The following is a 19,291-nucleotide window of genomic DNA, read 5'->3' as shown; positions in this document are numbered from 1 at the left end:
CCGATGGTTGCACCAAACAGCTCCGCAAACTTCGAGCAACCCACGGCGCCCTTAGCAACTCCCGCTACCGTGAACCACCCGACGTCGACTGATCAAATCGACGACACCCCGAAAAATCTACCCGCACTCCCGCGCCAACGTCGGCCCTTCCGCACTCGAACACGCCAACAGGCCTCAGAAATTCGCAGCAAACAGTGCCCGGAATCAAGATCAGGTGGAAGCTACGGCGGCATCGCCCGAGAAGTCCCCGCCACCATGTCCACTTGATCTTGGTGAGGGTTGAAGTGGCGCCCACGACTGGGTGAAAGTTTGGCTGGGTTCAAAGCGCGTCCGGGGGCCGGCGGTCCGTACCCGAGAGGGAATCCATCGCTGCTGGAGCCACGATGCGATGCCTGCGCCCTGAAACCCCTACGCAGGAACGAAACTCAGTGCCCTGAGCTGCGCACCCCGAGCAACACATCCTCCCAGGACGGCATCGGCGCCTTCCCTCGCTTGTTCCGAGCTGCTTTAGCGGGCGCCTTCTTCGCCGCTTCCTCGGAAGCGGCGGGCTTGGCGGCAGGCTTTGCGGTCTTGGTCGGGGCAGCAGCGGGCGCGGGCGGGGTGGTGGCCGCACCAGCCGGAGCTCCACCGGCGGCCGGAGCCGTATTCGTCCCGGCGGTGACCGCAGCGGAACCGCTCGCGGCCGGAATGGCATTCGTGCTCGCGGCGGCCGGAATCGCGGCTGCCGCACCACCCGCGCTGACCGGCGTACTGCTACCGCCGGCCGCGACGGAACGCTGCTCGTAGTACTCGTCCAACGTCGGCTGGGTCCGGGCTGCCGGACGCGCCGGTGCCGCCGCGGCCTCGCGTGCCGGACGCGCCTCGGCCGGACGGGGTTCCACCGGCCGGGTCTCTACCGGCGGTTCGGGCGCCGGCGGCGCCTCGATCTCCGCCTGCGGCGGCAGGATGGTGGCGAGCCCGCGTAGGGCACGGCCGAAGTCGGGATCGATCAGATCCGAGGCCGGATCGTCGAGCGGGGAAACCGAGCCGCCGTGCGCGTCGGGCTGGTAGCGCCAATGCGCGGCGATCTCGGAACGGCCGTTCTGCCACTGCAATTGCGCTACCCAGAAGCCCTTTTCGTCCTTCCAGGCATCCCACTCGGCATTCTCGAGCGTGTGCCCGCGCTCGGTGAACGCGGCGGTGACGATATCGATGAGGATCTCCACGGCCGGACCGTCGGCGCGCACCGGATGCGCCTTCTGCGCGAGTTCGGCGGCGCGGGCCCGCTCCAACAGCACCGGATAGGCGAATCGCTCCACGCGACTCAGCGGCATACCGGATTCTTCGGTGACCTGTTCAACGGATGCCCCGGCACGGATACGAGCTTGAATATCGCGGGGACGCATAGTTGCTTCCATCTCGATCTCAATCTGGCCGAATCGGGCAAGGTCTCCGCGTGCTGCGGCTCGAAGCTTGTCGTCGGCGGGCAGCCGGTACTTGGTGCCGGTCTCGGTGTCGATGCACACGATGTGCGTGGAGTCGGGCGTCACCCCGATCACTCGAAGTTCACGCACCGTTACCTCCTTATCGCGTCGGCTCGCGACACCGCCCACTTTCCGAAACAGTAGTGCACTACTGATGATCTCGAGGCAAGACACGCGGGGCGGAAATCTGCGAAAGACCCTCCGCGCCCCGCTAATCTGCTCTATTCAACTCGCTGCGCTACAAGATACGGCGTGTCGAAAGTGGGCGTGTCGCAATGACCGAGCGCGATTTACCCCAGCTTCTCGACAACCCAGTCGATGCTACGCGTCAGCTGCGAAACATCCTCTGGGTCGATGGCGGGGAACATGCCGACGCGCAGCTGGTTGCGGCCGAGCTTGCGGTAGGGCTCGGTATCCACGATTCCGTTGGCGCGCAGCACCTTGGCGACGGCGGCCGCATCGACCGAGTCGGCGAAGTCGATGGTGCCGACGACCTGTGAGCGGTGCGCCGGATCCGTGACGTAAGGGGTGGCAAAGGAGCTCGACTCGGCCCAGGAGTACAGCCGCGACGACGAATCCAGCGTCCGCTTGACGGCCCAGTCCAGTCCGCCGTTGCCGTTGATCCACTCGATCTGGTCGGCGAACAGCAGCAGGGTGCCGAGTGCGGGGGTGTTGTAGGTCTGATCCTTGGTGCTGTTGTCGATCGCGATCGGCAGCGAAAGGAATTCCGGGGTCCAGCGACCCGAGGCCTTGATCTCCTCGACCCGGGCCAGTGCGGCCGGGCTCATCAGCGCGACCCACAGGCCGCCGTCGGAGGCGAAGCACTTCTGCGGTGCGAAGTAGTAGACATCGGCGTCGGTGATGTTGACCGGCAGACCGCCTGCGCCGGAGGTGGCGTCGATGGCGATCAGCGCGTTCTCCGAACCCGCCGGACGCTGCACCGGGATCGAAACACCGGTGGAGGTTTCGTTGTGCGCCCAGCCGATGAGGTCGGCCGACGGGTCCGAAACCGGCTCGGGCGCACTGCCCGGCTCCGCCGAGACCACGATCGGATCGCCGATGAACGGGTTGCCCTTGGCCACCGCGGCGAACTTCGAGCTGAACTCACCGTTGGTCAGGTGCAGCGAGCGCTCGCGGATCAGACCGAAGGCGGCGGCATCCCAGAACGCCGTGGTGCCACCGTTGCCCAACACAACCTCGTAGCCGTCGGGCAGCGCGAACAGCTCGCGCAGGCCGCTGCGTACGCGTGCGACCACATCCTTGACCGGCTTCTGCCGGTGACTGGTTCCGAACACCGAGGCGCCGACGGATACCAGAGACTGCAACTGCTCCGGGCGCACCTTGGAGGGGCCACAGCCGAACCGTCCGTCGGCGGGCTTGAGATCGTCGGGAATGATCGGGAACTCAGCGGTCATGGCCAACAGGGTAGACGGTGGTAATGCTGTGACTCTGACCACACTCCGGCTAACGTTATCGCTCATGAACCTTGCGTCGGCTAGCACGGGGTGGCGAGAGCGCAGCAGGGGGCCGCGGAACTTCGGATTGCGCACGGGTGCGCTATCGGATTCGCAGCGGCGCGAGTTGCTCATGCACGGCGCGATCGGCTCGGCGACCATACTCGGCGTTCGGCCGCGGCGCAGTGAACCCGGACATGTTTTCTGGGTTCGAGTGCAGGTAGAAGGTGCGCTGCCATACGAAACCCGGGTGCGGCAGCGGATGCGCGAGGACGACCTGGAGTGGATGCAGCCCAGTGATGTGGTCGGCTGCCGGGTCGATCCGGGCGATCGCGACCGACTGGTGCTCTACGTGCCCGATATCGCCGAGACCGGCCGGGCGAGCATTTCGAAGATCCTGTCCGACGGCCGCCGAGCCGACGCCACCGTGCTCGCCGCCGCACCGGTCGCCGCCGACTACGCCGGTCGCGACGACCCGGTGCTGCGCCTGGACCTCGAACTGCGTGCCTGGGATGAGGCGAAACCGTGGCGCGTGCGCCTGATCCAACCGGTACCGCTGGCCGCGATCGGCCTCGTCGATCTGGGCCAACATCTGGAGGTCGCCTTCTTCACCGTCGACCGCGGCGAATCCGTCGCGGTCGACTGGCTTGCCTCCCTCGATGAGGATTAGTGCGGCGGCTCGGCATCGAGCCGCCGTTTCGCTAACTCTTGGCTTTCACCCGCGCCAGCGCGTGTCCGGTCAGTGCGATGAGCGCGGTCTTGGCCGATTCCCGGTCCCTGGCGTCGATCATCATCACCGGAACATCGGCGGATAGCGAGAGGGCATCGCGGATGGCCTCCTCGGGAAACTTGGGGGCGCCTTCGAATTCGTTGACCGCGACCAGGAACGGTAGTCCGAGTTCTTCGAAATAGTCGACCGCGGCGAAACTTTCGTCCACTCGACGGGTATCGACCAGCAGGATCGCGCCGATCGCGCCGAGGCTGAGGTCGTCCCACATGAACCAGAACCGGTGCTGCCCGGGCGTGCCGAACAGGTACAGCACCAGATCGTCGGACAGGGTGATCCGACCGAAATCCATGGCGACCGTGGTGGTCGTCTTATCCGGGACCGCCGAGGTGTCGTCGATTTCGGAACTCAGATCGGTCATCAGCGCTTCGGTTTTCAGCGGAACGATATCCGAAACCGCGCCGACCAGCGTAGTTTTGCCGACCCCCATCTCGCCGGCTATCACGATTTTCGCCGAAACCGCGCGGGATGTGGTCTCGGGTGGTGCTTGTTCAGGTGCGGTCATCGAACATCCTCGGCTGCAAGGGGTTTCAACTTACCAGTGGCTCTTCCGTCACGTACCCCCCGCTGATACCGGTTCAATCCTGTGCGGATCGTTTCCGGGTCGCGGCGCGTGCTCGCCGCAGATTCCGTTGCCGCCGACCCCGATTCGGCCCCACCCGGCACCAACTGATTCCCTGGATCTCGTTTCGGTAGCCCGGACGTTGTCCTTTCCGTAATTGTCGGATCCGCTGCCCGCTCTGCCGCAGACCAGCCTTCATCCGCCGCCGAATGCCAATTCGTCAAAACCGGTAGCTCCCCCGTAGTCGGATCCGCCAACCACGCCGACATCATGCCGGCGAAAATCGGCGTTGCCGCTTCCCCCTCGGTGGGCTGCGTCGATCCGTTCGACGCAGACCCGTTCGAAGCGGATTCGACGGTCTGCGCCGAATCCCCCTCTTCGGATTGGAAGAACGAGGTCGTCTTCGCCACCCGCTCCTGCGGCCCGGTCGGGGGACCCGAATCGGCCACGCTAGCGGACTGCGGTGGCGCGCCGGCCGTCGCGGTGGTGCTCGGCGGCTTCGCAGCAGCCCCGCCCGCTTTGCGCCGCCCCTTGCGGTTGACTCCCGGAACCCGTTTCGGCAGACCATAACTGGTGATCACCGGCGGTGCCGCGGGCGCATCCGCCGCAGGTTCGGCCGGCTTGGGTGCCGCCGACGGCGGCGCACCGATCCGACGTGCCGGGGTTTCGGCCTTGGCAACAGGTGTGACCGCCTTGGCCGCGGGTCCGGCAACACCCGCGCCCGCCTCGGCCGTCGCCTTGGTGCCGAGCATGTCCCGATGCACCGGAATCACCGGCTTCAGCGTCGACGGATCCTCCGCATCCTGCGACGGCACCTCGATCAGCGCGGGCGGAATGTGCAGGCTCGCGGTGATTCCCGGACTGAGCGCGCGATCGTGCGTCCGGCGCAGTCGAACCGTGATGCCGTGCCGCTCGGCGAGTTTGCCGACCACGAACATGCCCATCTGCCGGGTCGTCGCGACGGTGGCCACAGTCGGCGTCGCCAACCGCTCGTTGATCTCGTTCAGTTCGCTCGCCGTGATGCCGATGCCCTCATCGATGACCTCGATGAGCAGGCCGCCCTCGGAGGTCCGGCTGTAGGCGAAGGTGACATCGCTGTCGGGCGGTGAGGCCCGCAGCGCATTCTCCAGCATCTCCGCGATCAGATGGACCACATCGGTGGCCGCGATGCCCGCGACCCAACCGTCCGGTGTGGCACCGGATTTGACCCGCTGATAGTCCTCGACCTCGGAGACCGCGGCGCGCAGGATATCGCGCACCTCGACCGGTCCGGAGCGATCGTGGCGCGACCGCGTTCCGGCCAGTACCAGCAGATTCGCGCTGTTGCGCCGCATGCGCGCGGCCAGGTGGTCGAGCCGGAAGAGCTGGCCGAGCCGATCGGGATCCTTCTCCTCGAATTCGAGCGCCTCGATCATGCTGAGCTGGCGATCCACCAGCGTCTGGCTGCGCCGCGCCATGGTCTCGAACATGTCGTTGACCTGATCGCGCAGCAGTTGCTGCTGTGCGGCGAGTTTGAGTGCCTGGGTGTGCAAACCGTCGACGGTGCGGGCGATTTCGCCGATCTCCTCACCGGTGTGCACCGGCACCGGCTTCACCTCGATGTCCTCGAGCTGGGCGCCGCGCATGATCCGTTCGACCTCGCTCGGGAGGTCCTTCTCGGCGAGTTCGCTGGCACCCGCCCGCAGCCTGCGTAGCGGCTGCAGCAGCGAGTGCGCGACCCACAGCGCGAGTGCGAGCGCCGCGATCACGGTCCCGAGTACCACCAGGGAGGCCTGCACGGCCGCGGATCGGGCCTCGGCGACCTTGTCGTCGACATCGTGGATGACGCCCTGCACGATCTGGCGCGTCAATCCGGTGAAGACATCGCGGGATTCGATGGCCAGCCGCCGCAACTCCACCAGGTCGACGACGTGCGTGCGCATCGCGACCTCGATCATGTCCTTGAGCACGGCGTTATTCGGCCGCACCACCCGATCGAGGTCGGGCTTGGCCGCGGGCATTACCCGTTCGATCGCATCGCCCATGGCCAGGATGCGTCCCTGCGCAATTTGGAAATTCTCGGACTGGGTCGGCTGTTGGATCGCCGTCATGGCCGCCATCAGCCAGTTGAAGCCCTCGACCTTGCCGACCAGCACATCGGAGAGCTGCGCCTTCGCGGCCACGACCGAGCCGACGCCGATCGGGGTGAGCAATTTGTCCACGGTGCCGACGGCATCGACGACGATGGCGTTGTTGAGCTCGATGGCCTTCACCGGATCGCCGCCGCCCTTACCGCCTGAGCGGATGACCTCGCTGGTCGCGGTCATCTGCTTCAGCGCCCTGGCGACCGTCGCATCGATGCCCTTGCGTCCGGCGCGCACCGTGGCTTCGGTAATAGCCGTTGACAATTCGACCAGGTCCTGGTCGGTGGTGGTGCCGTAGACCTGCCCGCCGGCGACGGTCGAGGCCGCCGATTCGAGTGCGGTGATCGCCGGAATATCGGAGATGCGATCGGCCGCACTGTCGTATTCGGAGTAATCGCGGAAGAAGACCGTCAGGCGCAGACCGCCGAGCAGAATGGCCGCGGCCAGCGGAAGTGCAACGGCCGCGCCGACTTTCCAGCGGACTCGCCATTGCTCGAGATTCCGCCATCGAGTGTGCGCGAAGATTCCCTGCGCCACCCTACATACCGCCTTCCGCTCGGATCGGGCCGATCCGGTCACCTCGCGCTGGCGAAATGCCCGGTGCACGGCCGCAATCCGTCTCACCTTTGTTTTTTCGAGCGACCGGCAGGCGGTCGGCTGACATCGGGACACCGGTCAGCATCGGTACCATACTGGCTCGCCGCCGGGGGTTGCGCGTTATTGGCGCGATCCCGGGGGCGTGCACTCCATACCGTAATAATTGCACCCCGCGGCTCACCGGCGCGATGGCCTGCCGAGCCCGGCTACGGGCGGCAACGGTGCTCAGAGATGGACAAAGGTGAACCCCGCCGATCGCAGCGCGGGCAGCGCCGCCGTCATGCCTGCGGCCGTTCCGGAATTCGGCCGGTGCATATGCGCCAGCGAGATCGCACCGGGTGCGGCGGCTTTCATCGCATTCTGCACCTGTGATGCGCTCGCGGTGGCGCCGTAGTCGGCATTGATGCTGAAACCGACCGGCCGCTCACCTAATTCGTTGACGATCGCGACCGCGACATCGTCATAGTGTGCGGTACCCGCGCGGAAGAACCGCGGCGGTTTGCCGAGCAGGGAGGTGAGCCGTTCGTGATTGGCCCAGACCTCGTCGGCGGCCTCCTGCGGCGAGCCGGTGCCCCGGATTTCGTAGGCGGCCCGGCCGGTCACCGAGAGCGGCTTGTGTGCCACACCGTGATTGGCCAGCTCGAACAGCGGATTGGCGGCCAATTGCGCGGCACGACCGGGATTCGCGTCGATCCAGCGTTTATTGAGGAAGAGCGTGGCCGGAATCTGCTGGGAGATGAGCAGATTCAGCAGTGTCTCATCGATATCGTTATTTCCGGGCCCGCCGCACGCGTCGAAGGTGACCGCCATCTGTTTGCCGGTCGCCGCGAAAGTGCTTGTGATGCCGTCCATCTCCATGCCCCACCGCGTCGGTTGCGCACCGGCGTGCCGGGCGGCCACCGCCGCGGGGGAGTTGGCCGCGGGGGCCTGCTGCAACGGGGATCTCGGAATGGCCTGCACGTCAACGGCGTTCGCAGCGGTGGTCGTTCTCGATTGCGCGGTAGTCGTACTGCCCTTGTCGGTACTGCAACCAGCGACGAAAGCCGCAGCCGCGGCACCGAATCCGATCAGCCGCCGCCGCGACACGTTCCTATCCAGCATTCCCCGTTAACTCTCTCTCACAGCGTCCCCCGAGATGCTACGCGGAATGTCGGCAGCGAGATTGCTCGCTCACCCAACCCCGACGGAGCCGGTTCTACGAGGGACCCGTTCGTGGCCCGTCTCGCGTCCGAGCGATCGAAGCGCATGCGCCGCAGGCGCGGGACTCGACCACCCGGTGTGCGCGCATCGGGTGCCGACCGACCCGCCACCAGTGACCACAACGGAGCGAGTCTTACGAGCGACCCGTTCGCGGCCCGTCTCGCGTCCGAGTCGTCGAAGCGCATGCGACGAAGTCGCGAGTCTCGACGGCTCGGACGCGAGACACCAGGAGGCCGCGAACACGCCGCGGCCACGCGGCCAAAAACACAGCTACACGTGCGCGATGGCGGACCATCCTGCGACGTCCTGCGGCTGGCGCGGGCCGGGGCCGGTGTAGATGGCGGCCGGGCGGACCAGCTTGCCCAGCTGCTTCTGCTCCAGGATGTGGGCGCACCAGCCAGCGGTGCGGCCACAGGTGAACATCGCGGGCATCATGTGCGCGGGGACCTCGGCGAAGTCCAGGATGACCGCCGCCCAGAATTCCACATTGGTCTCGATGGCGCGGTCCGGACGACGCTCGCGCAGTTCGGCGAGCGCGGCCTGCTCCAGCGCGGCGGCGACCTCGAAACGCGGGGCGTTCAGGCGCTGCGCGGTGGCGCGCAGTACGCGGGCACGCGGATCCTCGGCCCGGTACACCCGGTGGCCGAAGCCCATCAGCTTTTCCTTGCGGTCCAGGATGCCCTTGACCAAAGCGCGTGCGTCACCGGACTTTTCGACGGCCTCGATCATCGGCAGCACGCGCGCGGGTGCGCCGCCGTGCAGCGGACCCGACATCGCGCCGATCGCACCGGACAGCGCCGCGGCGACATCGGCGCCGGTCGAGGCGATGACCCGCGCGGTGAAGGTGGAGGCGTTCATGCCGTGCTCGGCGGCGGAAACCCAGTAGGCGTCGATGGCCTCGGTGTGCCGCGGATCCGGGTCGCCCTTCCAGCGGGTCATGAAACGCTCGGTCACCGTGGTGCACTCGTCGATCTTCTTCTGCGGCACCGCGGGCTGGTAAATGCCGCGCGCGGACTGCGCGACATAGGACAGCGCCATCACCGAGGCGCGCGCCAGATTCTCCCGCGCGGTCTCGTCGTCGATGTCCAGCAGCGGCTGGTAGCCCCAGATCGGGGCGAGCATGGCCAGTCCGGCCTGCACGTCGACGCGCACGTCACCGGTGTGCACCGGCAGCGGGAACGGCTCCGCGGGCGGCAGGCCGCGACCGAATTCACCGTCCACCAGCAGTGCCCACACATCGCCGAAGGTCACCCGTGAGCCGACCAGGTCCTGGATATCGACGCCGCGGTAGCGCAGCGCGCCGCCGTCCTTGTCGGGCTCGGCGATATCGGTGGTGAATGCCACCACGCCTTCGAGGCCGCTGACGAAATCAGGGGGTACGGCGGTCTGCCCACTGGGCACCGCATGGCTGGTAGTCATTCTGTGACTCTCCTTGCACTTCGGTTCGTTCCTTCGCGACTGCTTGCGGGTCGCTGGAAAAGGCCTGTTCTCGTCGATGAGGGGTGTGGCTCGCCGAGCACATGCCGATCAACAAAACCTTAGCTCCCTGCTACCGCGGAGTAACGTCTGGCCCATGCGTGACCTGGACAATTCATCTCTCGGTCAGGAAATGGCCGCAAATGATCGGGTTCTTTTCCCGGCGACCGATTTGGCCGCCATGCGAGTCGACTACGGCGGCATGCCATTCGGCAGCGGTGAGGACACCGATCTGGACGAAACCTGGCTGGCAGGCGGCTGGGAGCCGCTGCTGCGGCACTGGATCGAACAGGCCACCGCGGTCGGCATTCCCGAGCCCAATGCCATGGTTGTCGCCACCGTCGCACTCACCGATGTCGGACCGCGTCCGGTCGCACGAACGGTGCTGTGTAAAGGCCTCTCGCCGGAAGGTGTGACTTTTTACACGAATTACGACTCGGCCAAGGGCAACCAGCTGGCGGGCGTTCCATTCGCAGCCGCCACCTTCGTCTGGCCCGCGCTTGGTCGACAGGTGCACGTGCGTGGGCCGGTCGAGCTGGTCTCCGCCGAGACGACCGCCGTCTACTGGCGCTCCCGGCCACGCGATTCGCAGCTGGGCGCCTGGGCTTCGCGGCAGTCCCGGCCGATCGCCTCCCGCGCCGAACTCGATCGCACCCTGGCCGAGACCACCGCACGCTTCGCCGACGTCGACGAGATCCCGGTGCCGCCGCACTGGGGCGGCTACCTGATCCGCCCCGACGAGGTGGAGTTCTGGCAGGGCCGCCGAGGTCGGCTGCACAATCGGATCCGGGTGCGGATCAGCGGCGATGTCATGACGGTCGACCGACTACAACCTTAGAGAGCCCACCCGTCACCCGACCACCACCCCTCATCGAATCGCTCCGCGATGCTGAATCGCCAAACCCCAACATTGTTGAGCTGCTGACCGACTCGTTACGCTGCGGTCGGTGAAACTGCTCGCCGACACCACCCCGCTGCGCTATCCCGATTTCCGACGGTTGTGGACCAGCAACATCGTCACCGTCATCGGTTCACAGTTGGCCGTGGTGGCCGTGCCGCAGCAGATTTTCGAGATCACCGGCAGCTCCGGCTATGTCGGCCTGGCCGGTCTGTTCGGCCTGGTCCCACTGATCGTGTTCGGTCTGTGGGGCGGTGCGCTGGCCGATGTGATGGACCGGCGCAAGCTCATGCTCATCACCAACTGCGGTACCGGTGTGACCGCACTCGCCTTCTGGGTGCAGGCCGCGGCCGGACTCGACAACGTCTGGATCGTGCTCGGACTTTTCGCCGTGCAGCAGGCGCTCTTCGCGGTGAATCAGCCCACCCGCAGCGCCGCCATCCCGCGGTTGCTGCCCACCGAACATCTGGCCGCCGCCAGTGCGCTCAGCATGACCGTGCAGCAGACCGGCGCCATTGCCGGGCCGGTGCTCGCAGGTGTGCTGATCCCCGTCGTCGGTCTGTCCACCCTGTATCTGATCGACGCGATCGCACTGCTCGCCACCATCTGGGCGGTGTGGCGGCTGCCCGCCATCCCACCGACCGGAACCGCGCGCAAGGCCGGATTCCGCACCGTCCTGGACGGTTTCGCCTATCTGGCGACGCAGCGCATCCTGCTCGCCTCCTTCGTGGTCGACGTGATCGCCATGGTGTTCGGCATGCCGCGCGCGCTCTATCCGCAGATCGCGCACGAGACCTTCGGTGATCCGTCCGGCGGCGGCGTCGCGCTCGGCTTGCTGTTCGCCTCCATCTCGGTCGGCGCGGTGCTCGGCGGAGTGTTCTCCGGTTGGATCTCGCACGTGCGCCGCCAGGGTTTCGCGGTGGTGGTCTGCATCGCGCTCTGGGGGGTGGCCATGGTCGGCTTCGGCGTCGCCGTCGGCTGGACCGGTCACGGCCTCGGTATCGGGCCGGGACTGTGGATCGCGTTGGCCTGCTCGGCCTTCGGCGGCGCGGTGGATATGGTTTCGGCCGCGCTGCGCATCGCCATGCTGCAGGCGGTCACCACCGACGAGATGCGCGGCCGCCTGCAAGGAGTGTTCATTGTGATCGTCGCGGGTGGCCCGCGCATCGGTGATGTTGCCCACGGTTTTGCCGCAGCGGCCCTGGGTACCGCGGTTGCCGCGGCGGGCGGCGGTGTGCTGGTCGTTATCGGGGTGTCGCTGGCTGCGCTCGTGTTCCCGGCCTTCGTGCGCTATCGCGTCGCCAGGTCGCACTCGGTGCCGGTGTCCGACAGCGCGACAAACCTCACCTGACGCGAAGTTGTTTGTGAGGTCGACCGGTGGGCACCCTCGTTCTCGGGCCGTGCGAGCAGCGACTAGCGTCTAGGTGAGTGCACCGCCGTGCCGACCGCACCCCGATGCCGACGGTCCTAGCCTGAGAGGGATCCTTCCGTGCCCGAAAAAGACCACATCAACGACGCCAAGCCGATTTTGAGCTACCCCGGCGGCGAATATGCCATGACGATCGCCGAAGCCAAAGAAGGCAATGACGGCGTCGACCTCGGCAAAATGCTGGCCAGCACCGGGTATGTGACCTACGACCCCGGATTCATGAACACCGCGCCGACCAAGTCGGCGATCACCTACATCGACGGCGAAGCGGGCATCCTGCGCTACCGCGGCTACCCGATCGACCAGCTCGCGGAGTCCTCGAACTTCATCGAGGTCAGCTACCTGCTGATCTACGGCGAGCTGCCGACCCAAGCGCAGCTGGACGAGTTCACCGACCGGATCCGCCGCCACACCCTGCTGCACGAGGACCTCAAGCGGTTCTTCGACGGCTTCCCGCGCAACGCGCACCCGATGCCGGTGCTGTCCTCCGCGGTGAACGCGCTTTCGGCGTACTACCAGGACTCGCTGGACCCGAAGGATCCCGAGCAGGTCGAGCTGTCGACCATCCGACTACTGGCGAAGCTGCCCACCATCGCGGCCTACTCGTACAAGAAGTCGGTCGGCCAGCCCTTCCTCTACCCGGACAACTCGCTGAGCCTGGTGGAGAACTTCCTGCGGATGACCTTCGGCTTCCCGGCCGAACCCTACGAGGTCGATCCCGAGATCGCGGCCGCACTCGACATGCTGCTGATCCTGCACGCCGACCACGAGCAGAACTGCTCCACCTCGACCGTGCGCCTCGTCGGCTCCTCCGACGCCAACCTGTTCACCTCCGTCTCCGGTGGCATCAACGCGCTGTGGGGCCCGCTGCACGGCGGCGCGAACCAGGCCGTGCTGGAGATGCTGGACGGCATCAAGGCCGAGGGCGGCAACGTCAAGGACTTCATCCGCAAGGTCAAGAACAAGGAAGACGGCGTGAAGCTCATGGGCTTCGGGCACCGCGTCTACCGCAACTACGACCCGCGCGCCTCGATCGCCAAGAAGCATGCCGACGCGATCCTGTCCAAGCTCGGCGGCGACGACGAATTGTTCGATATCGCAAAGTCTCTCGAAGAGGCCGCGCTCACCGACGAGTACTTCATCTCGCGCCAGCTGTACCCGAACGTCGACTTCTACACCGGTGTCATCTACAAGGCCATGGGCTTCCCGACCCGCATGTTCACCGTGCTGTTCGCGATGGGCCGACTGCCGGGCTGGATCGCACACTGGCGGGAAATGCACAGCGAGCCTTTGAAGATCGGCCGTCCGCGGCAGATCTACACCGGTTACGGACACCGCGATTACCACGAAATCAACGGCCGCTAATTTCAACCGAATCCACCATCACCTATCAGAGGGGATAGCCGAATGACCAAGCCGGAGATCGAGTTCCAGGCGGGCCCAGCGCCCACCGAGCTGGTTATCAAGGACATCGTCGAGGGCGAGGGCGCCGAGGCCGTGCCCGGCGGCACCGTCGAGGTGCACTATGTCGGCGTGGAATTCGAGTCCGGCGAGGAGTTCGACTCCTCCTGGAAGCGTGGCGAATCGATCAGCTTCCCGCTGCGCGGCCTGATCCAGGGCTGGCAGGACGGCATCCCCGGCATGAAGGTCGGCGGCCGCCGCCAACTGACCATCCCGCCGCATCTCGCCTACGGCCCCGCAGGCTCCGGCCACCAACTCTCCGGCAAGACGCTGGTCTTCGTGATCGACCTGCTCAACGCCAGCTGAGCTGAAAACCCAACTGCGGCCCGTGCTCTCGTAGAGCACGGGCCGCGGTTGTCTCACGCTGGCTCGGTGGCCGGGTCGGCGTCAGGGGTCTGCTCCACCTGACGGATGATTCGCTTCAGCTGGGAGATCTCGTCGTGCAGGGCTCTCTTCCCGGCTTCGGTCAGGTGGATCCACGTACGGCCGCGTTTGCCCTCATAGCCTTTCTCGATCTCCACCAGCCCGGCCTTCTCCAACACGGTCAGGTGCTGGGAGAGGTTGCCGGTGGTCAGATCCAGTGTGGCCCGCAGAAAGCCGAACTCCACGCGCCGGGCCTCGTGGGCGACGGCGAGGATGCCCAGCCGGACGCGCTGGTGCACGACGTCGTCGAGTCCGTTCGTCGGATGGGTCATAACCCACGCCGTTCGGCTAGGGCGAAGCCCATGCCGCCGAGGAGCAGCACACCTCCGGTGACGACCAGGCCGGGCAGGAAGCTCCACGTCGGGTCGAGGTTCAATCCCAGTCTCCGCCTTCCCATTCCGCACGCCAGGAGCGCGACGACCAGATAGCCGATGGCGAAAGCCAGCAGGGGCCAGTTGCGTTCCACCCGGGCCAGCACGAACAATGCCAGGCCGATGGAGAGTAGCGGGACCATGCCAACAGCGACCGGACCGGTCGGAAAGTAGCCCTGCAGGTCGAGTTGCTGGGCCCATGCCGATGCGATGCCGAACACCAGCCCCGCCGCGATCCCCGAGCCTACGTACGGCAGGATGCGGGCGCCGACCCCGCGGCTGCGGGCCCGGTACACGTACACGACCGCGATCGCCGCGTAGGCCAGGACAAAGGCGACGATCCAGTAAACCCCGACGGGCCAGCCGACGACTTGGACGCAGGTACCCCGGTGAATGATCTCCACGCCGCCGCGGGCGCCCAACGCCGGATCGCATGTGACGACGTGTCGTCCCAATCGGTAGAAGGGCGCCGACGCGAGCACCACCAGACCGAGCAGCACGAGCGGGAACCAGGTACTGCGCTGCGCGAGGCGCACACGGCGGGTGAGTTGTCGGGTGGCCGAGAGCGCCTGTCGGGCGGTGTCTACGGAATCAGCCGCATGGTCTGTCATGGAAGTATGCTTGCATCACAAGCAAGTCTTGGCAACACGCATTATCCATGGCCTGATCAGTTGCGGACCACCTCGACCGGGTCTGTCAACGCAAGCGCCAGTGCGGATTGCTGGGTACTGCTGCGCTGGGGTAGTGCTGCGACGGCCTTGTCGGTTTGGGCGCTGAGGTTGGTCACGATCTGCTGGAGTTGGGTGACACCGCCGGTGAGTTGGCTTATTGCGCTCACTAATTGAGCGCCACCCTGGTCCGCCAGTTGCGGCAGGCCTTCGGCGAGTTTCGCGCCCTCGGCCAATTGCGCACTGGCGCCGGTCAATCGGTCCACAACTGTGCGCAGGAGCGTGCCCAGGTCGGTGCTCGGATCGACCGCGCTGCCGACCAGATCGCCGAGATCGGTCAGCTGGGATCCGGCCTGGCCGGAAACATTTCGCAACCCTTCGAGTTTCGCGATGATGTCGGCGACCTGGGGATCACCCGCGAACGGCAGCGCACGCATCAGCGGCAGGATCTGATCCAGACCGCCGCTCACCGTATCAGCGGTCTGCTGTACCTGTCCGATCGTGATGCCGGTCGAATCCAGTGCCGAGGCAAGTTGATTCGCCTGCGCGGCCGCGCCGGAGACGGTCGAGTTCAGCAGTGCGATGGCCGAAGTCAGCTGTGCCGAACCCGCTTTGGCGTAGGTCAGGAAGCCGAGCAGCTGATCCGCGCCCGAGCTGAACTGATCGGCACCAGCGGCCGCGGCATTCACCCCAGCATTGAGCAGTTGGGTGGTGAACTGCACCGAGGTCATCTGGGTGCGCGCCTGCGCGACGGCGGCCAGGGCGGCATCGACACCGGATGCGCCGATCCGGTGTGTCACCGTATTCACCGCGCCGTTCACCACATCCGCGTCCGCGCCCTTATGCGTATCCACCGTGACCTTGGCCCGTTTCGGCTGCGCGCTCGCCAGCGTGCCCATGGATTCGGTGAGATCGGCGGGCAGGGTGATCACGGCCGCGTAGTCATCCGCGTCGAGTTCACCCGGCTTGCCGACGGTCCACTCGTAACCTCCGCCGTCCTGCTGCAGTCCCTGCGCGATGCGCGCACCCGTCGGCCCGGTATCGGCATTCACCAATGCGATACCGCCGGGTGAACCGGATGATCTCGAGCAAGCGGTGACTGCGCCACCGAGCGCCCCAGCGATGACAACGGCAACGGCGAGCAGGGCCCAGCGGGCGCGATTTCCAGCCACGTCTGCCGACCCTAGAACTCCGAATTGGCCGAACTCTGAGAATTCCGTAAGGGCCGCAGATGATCAGGAGAGTTCGGCGCCGGTGGGCTCCTCGGTCCGCGTCGCCTCGACCACCCGGCCGAAATCGAGCTTGACCAGCTGGTCAGCGTGGTGGAAATAGCGATCGTCGTGGGTGATCACGATGACGGTCTTCCCGCGCTGTTTGAGCTCGGTGAGGATCTCCTGATAGAAGACGTCGCGGAATTTGGGTTCCTGGTCGGCGGCCCATTCGTCGAAGACATAGATCTGCCTGTCCTCGAGCAGCGCGGTCAACAGCGCGAGCCGTTTGCGTTGCCCCTGCGACAGATCGATGGTCGACAGCCGTCCGTCCTGCACCGTCACCTTGTGCGCGATCTGCAACTCCTCGAGGTAGCGGTGCACCTCACCGTCGAGTCCGGGCCGATCGAAGCCCAGGTACTCCTCGAACAGATGGAAGTCGGTGAAGATCGCCGAGGAGTTCTGCCGGTACCACTCGATATTCTCGTGGTCGATCGGCTCGCCATTGAGCGACAGCGCGCCGGTCTGCGGCACGTACAGTCCCGTGATCAGCTTCGCCAGCGTGGATTTGCCGCTGCCGTTGCCGCCGACGATGAAGGTGATCTGCCCGGGTTCGAAGACCAGATCGAGCGGGCCGAGCCGGAATCCGGATTCGTCGTTGCTCTTCTCGGGTGGCGGGCCGAGCGGCATCGGCCGGTTGTCGTGTCCGCTGTGGTCGACGATCCGACGACCGTTGACATCCGGTCGCGGCCCACCGGGACGCGGACCCCGACCCGGGGGATGCGCGCCGCCTCGCGGCCCAGGCGGCGGCCCGCCAGGACCCGGCGGGAACGGCGGTGGCGGCTCCATCCGGTAGCTGTAGGTGACATTCGTCAGCTCCAGCCGCGCCGAATCGACGGCGGGACGGTCCGTGAACGGCAACCGCTCCTCGTCGTGCATGGTCTCCATGGACAGATTCATCGCGCGGATCTTCGCCAGCGCCACATCACCGCGCAGCAGATCCGGGATGCGGTGCATGAAGTTCTGCATCGGCATCGCCAGGAACGTCGTCACCAGGACATACCCGACCATCACATCACGCGACAGGTCGAGCGGTGCGACCAGCACGAACAGGATCAACGCCATGGTGCCGAGTTGCAGCGCCTGCCCGAAGCCCTGTGCCACCGAGAATTTGGATCCGGCGTCGACATTCTGCGCACGCAGCGTCGCGGCGGAACCGAGCAGATGCCGCTCCATGAAGTCGCGGCGGCGCCCACGATGCAGCTTCAACTCTTTGATGCCCAGCGTCACTGCCTGGTACGACCGCAACAGTGCGTCCTCGTTCTCCCGCGCCTCGCGATAGATCTTGCGCACCCGCTCGAGAATCAGCTCGACACAGGCGATCCCGAGCAGTGTGCCCACCACGGTCACCGCGAACAGCGGACCCGACACCACGAGCAGGAAGACGAAGCAGCCGACGATGGTGGCCACATCGATGCAGATGCTCGGAATGGCGGTCACCGCTTGCGACAGCGAACGCACATCCTCGGTCAGCGTCGCCATCAGACGGTGCATGCCGAGCCGTTCCAGATGCTCGAGCGGCGCCGAGACGATCCCGGAGCTCAGATCCGCGCGCAGCCGGTAAATCGCCTCTTGGGCAAGGCGAATCAGTAGCACCTGCGACACCACACCACTGACCAGAATGACGAGCCCGGTGAGGACGAAGCTCTGGATATTCACGTGTGGATGCGGTTCCGGCGACACCACACCCCTGATGAGAGTCACCAGATAGGTATTGGCCGCACCGCAGATGAGGCCTGCGGCAATGACGGCCGCGATCCGCATCCAGGAGATCGAGATGAGGAATCGGATGAGTTGCATGGTTGCTGCGCTCCCTCAACGGGCGATTTTGGCTGAGACCGGTGCTTACTACCGGCGAATGATGTCGAAGATCATGCCTTCGAGGGTGACCCCAGGCGCGAAGGAAAACGCCACTCCGGTCGAGATCGGCTTCGCCGCTTCCTGCCGAATCATTTGTTCCAGCACGAAAATCAGCGACACGCTCAGCATATTGCCGAACCTGGCCAAGACATCCCAGCTCAGCGCCGCCCGCTCCGGCGCGATACCGAGCGAATGCACGGACTCCTCGATGATCTTCGGCCCACCCGGATGGATCGCCCACAGATCGACATCGGATTTCCGCAATCCATTGCGGCCCAAGACCTCGGTGATCACGGGATCGACTCCGGTGTAGATGTATTGGGGGAGATTCTCCGACAGCTCGCAGGTGATGCCGTTCTGGTTGACGCCGAGCACGATGCCGTCCTCGGCACCGTCGAAGAGCTGGCTGAAGCTGTCCCGGATCACCACCCGGCCCGGCGCCAGCGGCTGCTGGACCTGACCGGCACCGATGACCACCGCTCCGCAGCCGTCGCCGAACAGGCTGTGGATGATCACATCGTTGATGTTGTCGTCGAAGACGGCGTTCACCGAGCTCAGCTCGATGCAGACGACCATCGCCTTCTTATCCGGATGCGCCCGAACATAATCCACGGCCGTCCGAATACCGTTCATCGCGGCCGCGCAGCCCATGAAGTTCACCACGACCCGCCCGACCGACGGCGAAAGACCGAGCTGCTTCACCACCGCGACGTCCACGCCGGGCGCGATGAAACCGGTGCTGGTCACGAAGACCAGCAAACCGATTTCCGCCGCCGCGTCCTCGATATCGGCGAGGGCACGACCAGCGACATCGACGGCCAGCGGCACCGCGTGGCGGTAGAACAGATTCATCCGGTCCCGGATCGTGCCGCGCTCCCGGCCGAACTGCAGGAATTCGGGATCGAGCGGATCGACGACGAGTCGGCGGCTGTCGATCTTCGTCTTCTGGTAGATCCGCGAAATCCGCGCCCGCTGTTGCGGATCGGTGAACAGCTCGGCCACCCGATCGGCGGCGCCGGCCTGGTCGACGAGCTGACTCGGCGCACCGGTCGCGATGCTCTCGATCACCCCGACCGTGGTCGGCGGCGCGGGTGGCAGCCCGTGCTGCACGAGGCCGTGGCCGTGCTCGTCCCCCTGACGAGCCGCCGACGTTCCCTCATCGATAGTGATTGACACGAAATTCTCCCCGTTCTTGTGAAAAATGGTGATCGGCACCACTGTTGACCAGCGGTTCGATCGGTCGACCTCCGG

16 protein-coding genes are annotated in these 19,291 nt (G+C 66.0%); 5 read left to right on the top strand and 11 right to left on the bottom strand.

All coding sequences use genetic code 11. From position 1 onward, the window contains the following. Positions 1 to 425 precede the first annotated feature (425 nt). The gene (gene sepH / locus ACQPZ2_RS41115) at positions 426 to 1,553 is read right to left on the bottom strand and encodes a septation protein SepH (protein WP_433523288.1); all 1,128 of its coding nucleotides are present in this window, start codon (positions 1,551 to 1,553) and stop codon (positions 426 to 428) included. A gap of 200 nt (positions 1,554 to 1,753) precedes the next feature. After that, complete coding sequence (serC, locus tag ACQPZ2_RS41110) at positions 1,754 to 2,878, bottom strand: phosphoserine transaminase (RefSeq protein ID WP_063047679.1); 1,125 nt, start codon at positions 2,876 to 2,878, stop codon at positions 1,754 to 1,756. 64 nt (positions 2,879 to 2,942) lie between these two features. On the opposite strand from serC, the gene ACQPZ2_RS41105 reads away from it, so the two are divergent. After that, positions 2,943 to 3,587: a hypothetical protein gene (locus ACQPZ2_RS41105; protein WP_433523287.1), complete on the top strand. Its 645-nt coding sequence runs from the start codon at positions 2,943 to 2,945 to the stop codon at positions 3,585 to 3,587. A 31-nt stretch (positions 3,588 to 3,618) separates the two neighbouring features. Here ACQPZ2_RS41105 and ACQPZ2_RS41100 read toward each other — a convergent pair whose 3' ends face one another. The 4 genes from ACQPZ2_RS41100 to ACQPZ2_RS41085 all read right to left on the bottom strand — a co-directional run bounded on the left by ACQPZ2_RS41100 (position 3,619) and on the right by ACQPZ2_RS41085 (position 9,605). After that, positions 3,619 to 4,209 (bottom strand): GTP-binding protein, encoded by a 591-nt coding sequence (locus ACQPZ2_RS41100; protein WP_063047681.1) that lies wholly within the window; start codon positions 4,207 to 4,209, stop codon positions 3,619 to 3,621. Beyond that, entirely contained in the window at positions 4,206 to 6,926 is a 2,721-nt protein-coding gene (locus tag ACQPZ2_RS41095; protein ID WP_433523286.1) for an ATP-binding protein, read from the bottom strand. The genes ACQPZ2_RS41100 and ACQPZ2_RS41095 overlap by 4 nt, the downstream gene beginning before the upstream one ends. Positions 6,927 to 7,211: 285 nt before the next feature. After that, positions 7,212 to 8,087 (bottom strand): polysaccharide deacetylase family protein, encoded by an 876-nt coding sequence (locus ACQPZ2_RS41090; protein WP_433523285.1) that lies wholly within the window; start codon positions 8,085 to 8,087, stop codon positions 7,212 to 7,214. 369 nt (positions 8,088 to 8,456) lie between these two features. Continuing rightward, complete coding sequence (locus ACQPZ2_RS41085; protein WP_063047564.1) at positions 8,457 to 9,605, bottom strand: citrate synthase 2; 1,149 nt, start codon at positions 9,603 to 9,605, stop codon at positions 8,457 to 8,459. A 190-nt stretch (positions 9,606 to 9,795) separates the two neighbouring features. Here ACQPZ2_RS41085 and pdxH point away from each other — a divergent pair, with 190 nt between their 5' ends. The 4 genes from pdxH (at position 9,796) to ACQPZ2_RS41065 (ending at position 13,756) form a co-directional block, all read left to right on the top strand. Next, entirely contained in the window at positions 9,796 to 10,500 is a 705-nt protein-coding gene (pdxH, locus tag ACQPZ2_RS41080; protein WP_063047570.1) for a pyridoxamine 5'-phosphate oxidase, read from the top strand. Positions 10,501 to 10,609: 109 nt separating this feature from the next. Then, positions 10,610 to 11,911: an MFS transporter gene (locus ACQPZ2_RS41075; RefSeq protein WP_433523284.1), complete on the top strand. Its 1,302-nt coding sequence runs from the start codon at positions 10,610 to 10,612 to the stop codon at positions 11,909 to 11,911. 138 nt (positions 11,912 to 12,049) lie between these two features. After that, positions 12,050 to 13,354 carry a citrate synthase gene (locus tag ACQPZ2_RS41070; RefSeq protein ID WP_084509660.1) on the top strand — a complete coding sequence of 435 codons (1,305 nt, stop codon included), beginning with the start codon at positions 12,050 to 12,052 and terminating at the stop codon, positions 13,352 to 13,354. 42 nt (positions 13,355 to 13,396) lie between these two features. After that, positions 13,397 to 13,756, top strand: coding sequence for an FKBP-type peptidyl-prolyl cis-trans isomerase (locus ACQPZ2_RS41065; protein WP_063047562.1), 360 nt, complete (start codon positions 13,397 to 13,399; stop codon positions 13,754 to 13,756). Positions 13,757 to 13,809: 53 nt separating this feature from the next. Here ACQPZ2_RS41065 and ACQPZ2_RS41060 read toward each other — a convergent pair whose 3' ends face one another. The 5 genes from ACQPZ2_RS41060 to ACQPZ2_RS41040 all read right to left on the bottom strand — a co-directional run bounded on the left by ACQPZ2_RS41060 (position 13,810) and on the right by ACQPZ2_RS41040 (position 19,210). Continuing rightward, the gene (locus ACQPZ2_RS41060) at positions 13,810 to 14,145 is read right to left on the bottom strand and encodes a transcriptional regulator (protein ID WP_433523283.1); all 336 of its coding nucleotides are present in this window, start codon (positions 14,143 to 14,145) and stop codon (positions 13,810 to 13,812) included. Further along, positions 14,142 to 14,855: a hypothetical protein gene (locus ACQPZ2_RS41055; RefSeq protein ID WP_433523282.1), complete on the bottom strand. Its 714-nt coding sequence runs from the start codon at positions 14,853 to 14,855 to the stop codon at positions 14,142 to 14,144. Before ACQPZ2_RS41055 ends, ACQPZ2_RS41060 begins: the two co-directional genes overlap by 4 nt. Before the next feature lie 56 nt (positions 14,856 to 14,911). After that, positions 14,912 to 16,084 (bottom strand): hypothetical protein, encoded by a 1,173-nt coding sequence (locus ACQPZ2_RS41050; protein WP_433523281.1) that lies wholly within the window; start codon positions 16,082 to 16,084, stop codon positions 14,912 to 14,914. Between the two features lie 63 nt (positions 16,085 to 16,147). Next, positions 16,148 to 17,980 (bottom strand): ATP-binding cassette domain-containing protein, encoded by a 1,833-nt coding sequence (locus ACQPZ2_RS41045; RefSeq protein ID WP_433523280.1) that lies wholly within the window; start codon positions 17,978 to 17,980, stop codon positions 16,148 to 16,150. A gap of 48 nt (positions 17,981 to 18,028) precedes the next feature. Next, entirely contained in the window at positions 18,029 to 19,210 is a 1,182-nt protein-coding gene (locus ACQPZ2_RS41040; RefSeq protein ID WP_433527658.1) for a type III polyketide synthase, read from the bottom strand. Between the last annotated feature and the right edge of the window lie 81 nt (positions 19,211 to 19,291).

Source organism: Nocardia pseudovaccinii (assembly GCF_050942345.1).
GTDB classification, from domain to species: Bacteria; Actinomycetota; Actinomycetes; order Mycobacteriales; family Mycobacteriaceae; genus Nocardia; species Nocardia pseudovaccinii.
Note: the sequence above shows the minus strand (reverse complement) of the source record. Positions and strands in the feature narration are given on the sequence as shown.

Excerpts from the sequence above, each read along its gene's own strand:
- serC (WP_063047679.1), bottom strand. The coding sequence starts at position 2,878 with ATGACCGCTGAGTTCCCGATCATTCCCGACGATCTCAAGCCCGCCGAC.
- ACQPZ2_RS41105 (WP_433523287.1), top strand. The coding sequence starts at position 2,943 with ATGAACCTTGCGTCGGCTAGCACGGGGTGGCGAGAGCGCAGCAGGGGG.
- ACQPZ2_RS41100 (WP_063047681.1), bottom strand. The coding sequence starts at position 4,209 with ATGACCGCACCTGAACAAGCACCACCCGAGACCACATCCCGCGCGGTT.
- ACQPZ2_RS41090 (WP_433523285.1), bottom strand. The coding sequence starts at position 8,087 with ATGCTGGATAGGAACGTGTCGCGGCGGCGGCTGATCGGATTCGGTGCC.
- ACQPZ2_RS41085 (WP_063047564.1), bottom strand. The coding sequence starts at position 9,605 with ATGACTACCAGCCATGCGGTGCCCAGTGGGCAGACCGCCGTACCCCCT.
- pdxH (WP_063047570.1), top strand. The coding sequence starts at position 9,796 with ATGGCCGCAAATGATCGGGTTCTTTTCCCGGCGACCGATTTGGCCGCC.
- ACQPZ2_RS41065 (WP_063047562.1), top strand. The coding sequence starts at position 13,397 with ATGACCAAGCCGGAGATCGAGTTCCAGGCGGGCCCAGCGCCCACCGAG.
- ACQPZ2_RS41060 (WP_433523283.1), bottom strand. The coding sequence starts at position 14,145 with ATGACCCATCCGACGAACGGACTCGACGACGTCGTGCACCAGCGCGTC.
- ACQPZ2_RS41055 (WP_433523282.1), bottom strand. The coding sequence starts at position 14,855 with ATGACAGACCATGCGGCTGATTCCGTAGACACCGCCCGACAGGCGCTC.
- ACQPZ2_RS41045 (WP_433523280.1), bottom strand. The coding sequence starts at position 17,980 with ATGCAACTCATCCGATTCCTCATCTCGATCTCCTGGATGCGGATCGCG.